This window comes from Vibrio sp. R11-SG3-ISO3-SZ, assembly GCF_059834345.1.
The window spans coordinates 1-7786 of sequence record NZ_JCBDGX010000008.1 but is presented as its reverse complement, the minus strand read 5'-3'; the positions used below and the strand labels follow the sequence as shown (position 1 = coordinate 7786).

5 protein-coding genes are annotated in these 7786 nt (G+C 52.4%); 4 read left to right on the top strand and 1 reads right to left on the bottom strand.

Annotated features, from left to right (window positions below; translation table 11 throughout):
• Positions 1 to 14: 14 nt before the first annotated feature.
• A complete protein-coding gene (locus tag AC6R1O_RS01145; protein ID WP_500656356.1) occupies positions 15 to 542 on the bottom strand; it encodes a MipA/OmpV family protein in 528 nt (175 codons plus the stop codon).
• 330 nt (positions 543 to 872) lie between these two features.
• Here AC6R1O_RS01145 and AC6R1O_RS01140 point away from each other — a divergent pair, with 330 nt between their 5' ends.
• The 4 genes from AC6R1O_RS01140 to AC6R1O_RS01125 all read left to right on the top strand — a co-directional run bounded on the left by AC6R1O_RS01140 (position 873) and on the right by AC6R1O_RS01125 (position 7677).
• Positions 873 to 1925 (top strand): porin, encoded by a 1053-nt coding sequence (locus AC6R1O_RS01140; protein WP_500629127.1) that lies wholly within the window; start codon positions 873 to 875, stop codon positions 1923 to 1925.
• Between the two features lie 98 nt (positions 1926 to 2023).
• The gene (locus AC6R1O_RS01135) at positions 2024 to 3109 is read left to right on the top strand and encodes an efflux RND transporter periplasmic adaptor subunit (protein WP_500656355.1); all 1086 of its coding nucleotides are present in this window, start codon (positions 2024 to 2026) and stop codon (positions 3107 to 3109) included.
• A gap of 15 nt (positions 3110 to 3124) precedes the next feature.
• Positions 3125 to 6199: an efflux RND transporter permease subunit gene (locus AC6R1O_RS01130; protein ID WP_500656354.1), complete on the top strand. Its 3075-nt coding sequence runs from the start codon at positions 3125 to 3127 to the stop codon at positions 6197 to 6199.
• Between the two features lie 2 nt (positions 6200 to 6201).
• Positions 6202 to 7677 carry an efflux transporter outer membrane subunit gene (locus AC6R1O_RS01125; protein ID WP_500656353.1) on the top strand — a complete coding sequence of 492 codons (1476 nt, stop codon included), beginning with the start codon at positions 6202 to 6204 and terminating at the stop codon, positions 7675 to 7677.
• The last annotated feature ends 109 nt before the right edge of the window (positions 7678 to 7786 follow it).

Genomic DNA, 7786 nt, shown 5'->3' with positions numbered 1-7786 from the left:
AGGTTAATCACTACTCAACAGGTGGCATGAACAGCACCTACACTGTTGTAGAGGTTAATGTTGGCGCCTTCGGTGTCACCGCTAAAGGCATGGCTTGCGAGTGCGCCAGCGCGATAGCGAAACGGTAACGCGTAGTCGGTGTTGACGACGCTGTAGCCGATAAACAGCCCCAACTCGGTGCCGGACTCTATGGCGTTGAGCTGATCCACCGTCGAATTTTTGACCTCATCTCGACCCAGTTTGTAAAGCACGGCGGGACCATATTCAAAGTGTGAGTCAGTGTTGACTTTAATGCCCGCATAAGGCCCATACCACTCCATATACCTTCCCGATTCAAACGCGTAGCGTCCGCCGGGTACTGCGCCTGTCATGCTTTCTTTGGCGCCGTGATATTCCGGTGTTTTGCCAATACCAATGCCGAAAAAGTCCGGAAATCGATATGGCGTCGCCGTGACATGGCTCGAATACAGGCTGGTAATAAGCAGCAGAGAGAGACATAAGCGAGCAATGGGCGTTGGGGGCGAGCTGAGAGTCATAGTCATCAAGATGTCTTGGTTGCAAGGGGAAGAAAAGCGCCTTGGAGCGCGCGGTTGGCGCCATTTTAGTGATCTTGATTCATCACCGTACAGGCATGCTCAGTTATACATTGCATAACAAGTGGAGATGTAATGGTGCGGGATTGCTGAGGAAATGTGATCTTCTTGGCGATGGTGGCGCTTTCAAATCAGAAGAAGGGATTGGGTTGATCGAGAATTCATCAGATTCATAACGATTGAAGATGTTTTGAATAAATTTGGCTTTATGTATTTCACGCTTATCGAAAATTATTATGCACACCGTTCAATTACCAATAATTATTCGAGGGCTTACGAATGAACAGCAACAAAACACTTTTGGCTTTGGCCATCGCATCGCTAACGGCAACCTCTGTGTCGGCTTCAGAAATTTACAATGACGGTAAAAACTCTATCCAAATGGGCGGACGTGCAGAAGCGCGCGCGTCAGTCATGGACGGCGAATTCGAAGATCGCTCACGTATCCGTCTTAACTTCTTAGGTAAAGCGGAATTGGCCAACGGCTTCTACGGCATCGGCTTCTACGAAGGTGAATTCACCACCAATGAGCAAGGTCAAGCGACCGATACTGACGCAGATAACCTCACCAACCGTTACGCATACGCAGGCTTTGGCTCCCTGTTTGGTGAAGTGACTTACGGTAAGAACGAAGGTGCGCTGGGCGTCATTACCGACTTTACCGACATCATGGCTTACCACGGCAACTCGGCGGCGTACAAAATCGCTATCGCTGACCGCACCGATAACATGCTCACCTATACCGGCAAATTTGGTGGCTTGGGCGTGAAAGGTTCGTACCGCTTTGCAGACCGTATTACTGAAGATGCGACTGGCAAACTCGATAAATTCGACAACAATGACGCGGATGGTTACTCACTCTCCACCACCTACGCGTTTGATATCGATGAGTTTGGTATCAACCTTGGCCTAGGTTATGCCGATGGCAACGAGTTTGATGAGCAAGGCTACGTGATTGAACGTGACCAATTTATGCTCGCAGGCTCGGTTGCATTCCGAGACTTCTACTTTGCCGCCGCGTATGTCGATGGTGAAGATAAAAACCGCACCCTAAGACAAGCGTCGGACCTGTCAGGTTATGAAGTGGCGGCGTCGTACACATTAAATAAAGCGGTCTTTACTGCGACCTACAACTACCTAGAAGAAAAAAACAAATACACCGGTGAGAAGAGCGACGCAGCCGATAACATCGCGATTGATGCGACCTACTACTTCCAGCCGAACTTCCGTGGCTACATCTCATACAACTTCAACAACTTGTCTGACAGCGATGTGCAATACAAGTGGCAAAAAGAAGACGAGCTAGCGCTTGGTATCCGCTACGACTTCTAACGTTATCCCCCGCACCGAAGTGGTTTAGCCGCTTCGGTGCGTTCAATCTCAACCGATTGTAACGAGCCAGTGGCTCACATACCAATAGGACCAAACCCATGAATACGTTTACGCACAACAGTTTACTGGTGGCGATGGCGCTCGGCTTAACCGCGTGCAGTGAAGGCGAGGTGACCCTGCCGTCGACTGCCGTAGAGCAAACCACCGTACAGGTGATCGAGCTTAAAAGCCCTTCCTCGCAAACACTCAAGCACTTTAATGGCATCATTAGCTCGCAAAATAGCGCTGGGCTGTCGTTTCGCGTGGCAGGTACCATAGAGACGCTGCTGGTCGATGAGGGCGACTTCGTTGAAAAAGGCCAACTGCTCGCCAAACTGGATAAGCATGACTACCAAGTCGCGCTTGAGGAGTTAGAAGCGAAGATGCTGGAAGCTAAGTCAGCGCACGCTCTTGCCAGCAATGAACTGAAACGCGTTAAGCAGGCGCGCGCCGATGATGCGATCGCCAGTGTCAATCTTGATCGTGCCATGAGTGCGTATGAGCGTTCGGCGGCGATGGTCAAAGTGGTGGAGAAGAACATTCAGCGCGCTCAAGACGCGCTGCGTTACACCGAGTTGCGCGCCCCGTTTTCTGGGCTAGTGGGCCGTATTGCGTATGATGAATTTGAACAAGTGCTGCCGGGCGCGGCGGTGATTGGCTTGCAAACCCCTAACGCGTTGCAAGTGGAAATTGATGTGCCGGAAAACTTGATTGCCTCTATCAACGCTGGCCAAGAAGCGACATTAAGCTGGTACGGCAGCGAAGCGCAGCGCACGGCCAAAGTGACCGAAATAGCGCCGTTTCCTCACCTTATAAAACAAACCTACACGGTGAAACTGGCGCTTTCGCAGCCAAGTGATGAGCTCTTTATCGGTAAATCCGTGGTGGTCTCCACCACGAATGCCCAACAGGTACCGGCTTACTGCTTGCCTTACTCGGCCTTAGTGGGCGAGCAAGACACACTGCATGTACACCTCATCCGTGATCAGCAGGTTGAGAAGCGCGCTGTCGCCGTTCGTTCACTCAATGCCAATACTGCGTGTGTTGACGGACAACTCTCGGCAGGTGAGCAGGTGGTGGTGAGCGGTACGCACTATTTGTCTGATGGACAAAAAGTGGCGAATGTTTTGGTTCGAGCAGATTAAGGGTGAGATGCAAGCATGATGAATCTAGCCGAATTTGCTATTCGACAGCGCACCTTTGTGCTGTTTTTTACTGCGTTGAGCGTGATTGCCGGTCTGTTTTCCTATTTTGATCTTGGCAAGCTCGAAGATCCCAGTTTTACTGTCAAAACCGCCGTGGTGGTAACGCTTTATCCTGGTGCGAGCGCTGAAGAGGTCGAGCAGCAAGTCACCGACACCATAGAGACCAAGCTGCAAGAAATCGGCGCGTTGGATAAGCTGCGCTCCATTTCTGTGCCGGGGCGTTCGATGGTGTTTGTTGATCTACACGAGTCAACCAATTCCAAAGCGTTACCTCAGCTTTGGGACTTGATGCGTCACAAGATCAATGATGTCAAATTGCTGCTGCCATCCACTGCGCAGATCAGCATAGTGCAAGACGAGTTTTCAGAAGTCTACGGCATGCTGTTCGCCATTCATGGCGACGACGCCAAACCGGAAGAGCTGCGTCGCTACGCCGAGACCTTGCAGCGCCAACTGAAAGCTGTGTCTGGTATCAAAAAGATTGAGCTACACGGCGTGCAAAAGCGCGTGGTGCACATTGATATGCCCGATGAGCGCTTGGCGCAGTATGGCTTGTCAGTGACTCAAGTTTTAAATCAACTCAACGCACAAAACACGACTTTTGATGCTGGCAGTTTTGATGCGGGTTCACAGCGTATTCGCGTCGAGCAGAGCAGCGAGTTTCAATCCATCGATGACATTCAAAACTTGGTGATCAAAGGCGGCGTCAGCGAGCTGAGCACGGGTTTGATTCGCTTGGGCGATGTCGCGGATGTGACGATGGGCTATTTAGAGCCGGCGCTCACTCAAAGCCGTTTTAACGGCGAACAAGCAGTGACCTTGGCGGTAAGTCCGGTTGATGGCATCAACGTTGTCGCGCTTGGAGATACCATCACCGAGATGATCGCGCAATTTAATGCTGAACTGCCTCTGGGTGTGAGTGTATCAACCGTCGCTTATCAGCCAGAAGAGGTACAGAAGTCGATCGATGAGTTCGTTGGCAACTTGGCCGAGAGCGTGGCGATTGTCTTCATCGTGTTGCTGGTCTTTATGGGATTCAAAAGTGCGGCGATTGTCGGCGGTAGCTTGATCCTGACCATTCTGCTGACCTTGATTTACATGAACGTGCGTGAGATTGATTTGCACCGCGTCTCACTTGGCACCTTTATTTTGGCGCTCGGTATGTTGGTGGACAACGCGATTGTGATCACCGATATGATGATTGTCAAAATCAACAAAGGCGTGCATCGCACTGTTGCCGCGATGGAGTCGTTCAAAGAGACCGCCATCCCTCTGCTTGGCGCGACCGTGATTGCCATCATGGGCGCAAGTCCTGTGGTGTTCTCCCAGACGGATGCGGCGGAATTTGCAGAGTCGGTGTTTGACATCATCGCAGCCTCATTGCTGCTCTCTTGGCTAGTCGCCATGGTGTTTACCACCTTGATGTGTTGGTTGTTTATCAAACCCAGTAAAAAAGCGCAGCAGGGCGAGGGCAGCAGTCATCGACTGGCGAAGATCACTGGCTGGATTGTTGATAACCCGAAAAAGGCGTTGTCAACCCTAGTGCCAACTATTCTCGTGACGATTGCGTTAGTGCCGTTTGTTGGATTGAACTTCATCCCGCAATCGGATCGTGAAATCGTGTTCCTGGATTACTGGCTACCGAATGGTGCGAAAGTCGAGCAGACCTCCAGTGATATGCGCCAAATCGAGCAATGGCTGCTCGCTCAGCCTGAAGTCGAGAGCATTTCAACGGCGGTGGGCGCAAGCGTGCCACGCTTCTCTGTGACGGTGGAGCCGGAGCCATTGGATGCGGCTTATGGGCAGATCCTCATCAATACGCATGATTTTCACGGCATCAAAGATCTGGTTGCTCGTGGTGATCGCTACCTTGCGGAGCAGTTCCCGAATGCGCAGCCACGTTTTCGCGCCTTGAAGCTCGCGACGTCTGATAAGTTTGCCGTTGAAGCGCGCTTCTCAGGGCCAGATGCCAATGTGCTGCATGAGTTATCTGAGCAGGCTCAGGTGATTTTTGCTAGCCACCCAGACGCACGTTATGTGCGTGACGACTGGCGCCAGCAGACGCAAGTGATGAAGCCGGTCATCAACCAAGACAAAGCGCGCCGCGCCGGTATTAACCGTGCAGACATTGCGCTGGCGATGAAACGTGCATCCGACGGGTTGACGGTTGGCATGATGAACCTCAACGACGAACTGATCCCCATTCAAGTTCGCGCGACAGAGCGCACTATGGCGTCGCTCGAAACCTTGCCAGTGAAATCGATTCTTGGCTTGCACACTGTGCCGCTTGGTCAGGTGGTGGATGGTTTCGAATTCTACCCAGAGGAGTCGATGATTTGGCGCCGCGACCGAGTGAAAACCATTACAGCGCAAGCGGGTGTCGCTCGCCATGCCACGCCAGCCCAAGTGCGTGACGCGGTGAAAGATCGCATTGAAGCAATTGAACTGCCAGACGGTTACTCCATGGAGTGGGGCGGTGAGTATTACGATGAGCACAAAGCGGTGACCGATATTTTGATGCAACTGCCTAAGGCAATGATCATCATGATCATCATCTTGGTGGCGATGTTTAACGGTTTTAAACAGCCGATCATCATCCTCGCGACCATTCCACTGGCTGCAACAGGGGCGGTGTTCTCGCTGGTGGCATTTGATAAACCGTTTGGCTTTATGGCGCTGATTGGCGCGGTCACCTTGACCGGTATGATCATCAAAAACGGCATTGTCTTGATGGATCAAATTGAGCTTGAGCGCAAAGCGGGGCTTGGCTTGGCCGATGCGGTCAAAACCGCGACACTTAACCGCACCATGGCGATCTCGATGGGCGCGTTGACTACAGCGCTAGGCATGATTCCGCTGATGAGCGATCTGCTATTTGACCAAATGGCAGCCACTATTATCGGCGGCCTTGCGGCTGCCACCGTGCTGTCACTGATGGTGATGCCAGCGGTATACATGCTCACCACCAAAGACGAACCGGCGCGCGGCGATGATGCGTTTAATTTCGATACCCAACCAGCAGGGCAATGATCATGATGACTCGTTTTACTTTCAAACTGCTGCCTGTTGCGATGGCGTTATCGCTCTCGGCCTGTGCAGTCGGCCCCGATTACCAAGCGCCAAGTATGACCTTGGCCGAGACTTACCTCAACGCCGAGCACAGTGAGCAAGCAACCCAAGATTTGTGGTGGCAATCCCTCGGTGATGAGACACTCAATCAATTGGTGGCACAGTTGCAGCAGCAAAATATCCACCTGAAAACGGCAGCAGCGCGTATCCAAATGGCGAATGCGTACCAAGCCATTGTTGAGTCGTTCAAGGTGCCCACCGTCAATGTGGGCGCAGGTTACTACAATTACCAGTTCAGTAAGAACGATTCGGCGCTCGGCCCGATTCTTAACCCGCTTGGTCAGAGTGTGCCGGGGCTCGACAACATTGCTCCGGGGCTCGGTTCGATGACCTTGATGGACAATCAACATGACGGATTCGCTTTAGGCGCGAATCTCTCATGGGAGTTGGATCTGTTTGGCCGCATTGATAAGCAATCGGAAGCGGCGAAAACTCGTGTCGAACAAGCCGAGATCTACCGTGAAGGGTTGAATCTGGCGCTCAGCGCGGATCTGATTCACAACTACTTGCAGTATCGCGGCGCCCATCAGCGCAAGCAATTGGCGCTCGAGAACATTGAGGATCAAAAGAAGACCCTCAAGTTGGTGACGAGTGTGGTGAACAGTGGCTACGGCTCGGCGCTTGACCAATCGCAAGCCGAAGCCATGCTGGCGGCCACGCAGGCGATCATTCCACAGTTAGAGATCGCGGAGCAGGTGCATAAGCATCGCATGGCGATTTTACTCGGTGTGCCGCTGACTCAAATCGATACCCAGCTAGCCACGCATCAGAATGTGCCTGAGTTGCAAGGCTTGATTCCGGTCGGTTTGCCGTCGGAACTGCTGACCCGCCGCCCAGATATTCGTATCGCGGAGCGTGATATGGCCGCCATCAATGAGGAGCTCGGCGCAGCGATGGCCAATCGCTATCCGAAGTTCTTTATTACTGGTACGCCAGGTGTTTCTGCTGGCAGCTTTGATGATCTGTTTAAAAGTGATTCCTTTGGCTGGGCGGGCAGTGCCGGCGTGAGCTGGAACGTATTTGATGGCGGACGCGGCAAAGCGAATGTAGAGATTCAGGAATCTCGCTTGAACAACGCCGCGCTGCGCTACGAGCACACTGTGAATAGTGCGATTGCTGAAGTGGACTCGACGCTATTTGCCTATGGCCGCAGCCAACAAAACCGCGATCAAATTGACATTGCTATGCAGGCGACCGATCGGGCGCTGGATAAAGCCAAGTCACTCTATCGTGCAGGGCTGATTGACTACATTGCGCTGCTGGACGCCCAGCGTCAGCACCGCGTGATGCAAGATCGCCAAGTAGCCGCCAAGCTGCAAGCGGCGCAAGCGACCGTGGCGGTGTACAAATCGCTCGGCGGTGATTGGACGGTGCAATAACGCGGGTAAACCTAAGCATTAATCAAAGTCTTACTGCTCGATGAGTACTGGTCCTCCTCATGAGCAGTGAGGCTTTCTTCTCCAAGGAATTGACATGAAACCCAACGCT

Excerpts from the sequence above, each read along its gene's own strand:
- AC6R1O_RS01145 (WP_500656356.1), bottom strand. The coding sequence starts at position 542 with ATGACTATGACTCTCAGCTCGCCCCCAACGCCCATTGCTCGCTTATGT.
- AC6R1O_RS01140 (WP_500629127.1), top strand. The coding sequence starts at position 873 with ATGAACAGCAACAAAACACTTTTGGCTTTGGCCATCGCATCGCTAACG.
- AC6R1O_RS01135 (WP_500656355.1), top strand. The coding sequence starts at position 2,024 with ATGAATACGTTTACGCACAACAGTTTACTGGTGGCGATGGCGCTCGGC.
- AC6R1O_RS01130 (WP_500656354.1), top strand. The coding sequence starts at position 3,125 with ATGATGAATCTAGCCGAATTTGCTATTCGACAGCGCACCTTTGTGCTG.
- AC6R1O_RS01125 (WP_500656353.1), top strand. The coding sequence starts at position 6,202 with ATGATGACTCGTTTTACTTTCAAACTGCTGCCTGTTGCGATGGCGTTA.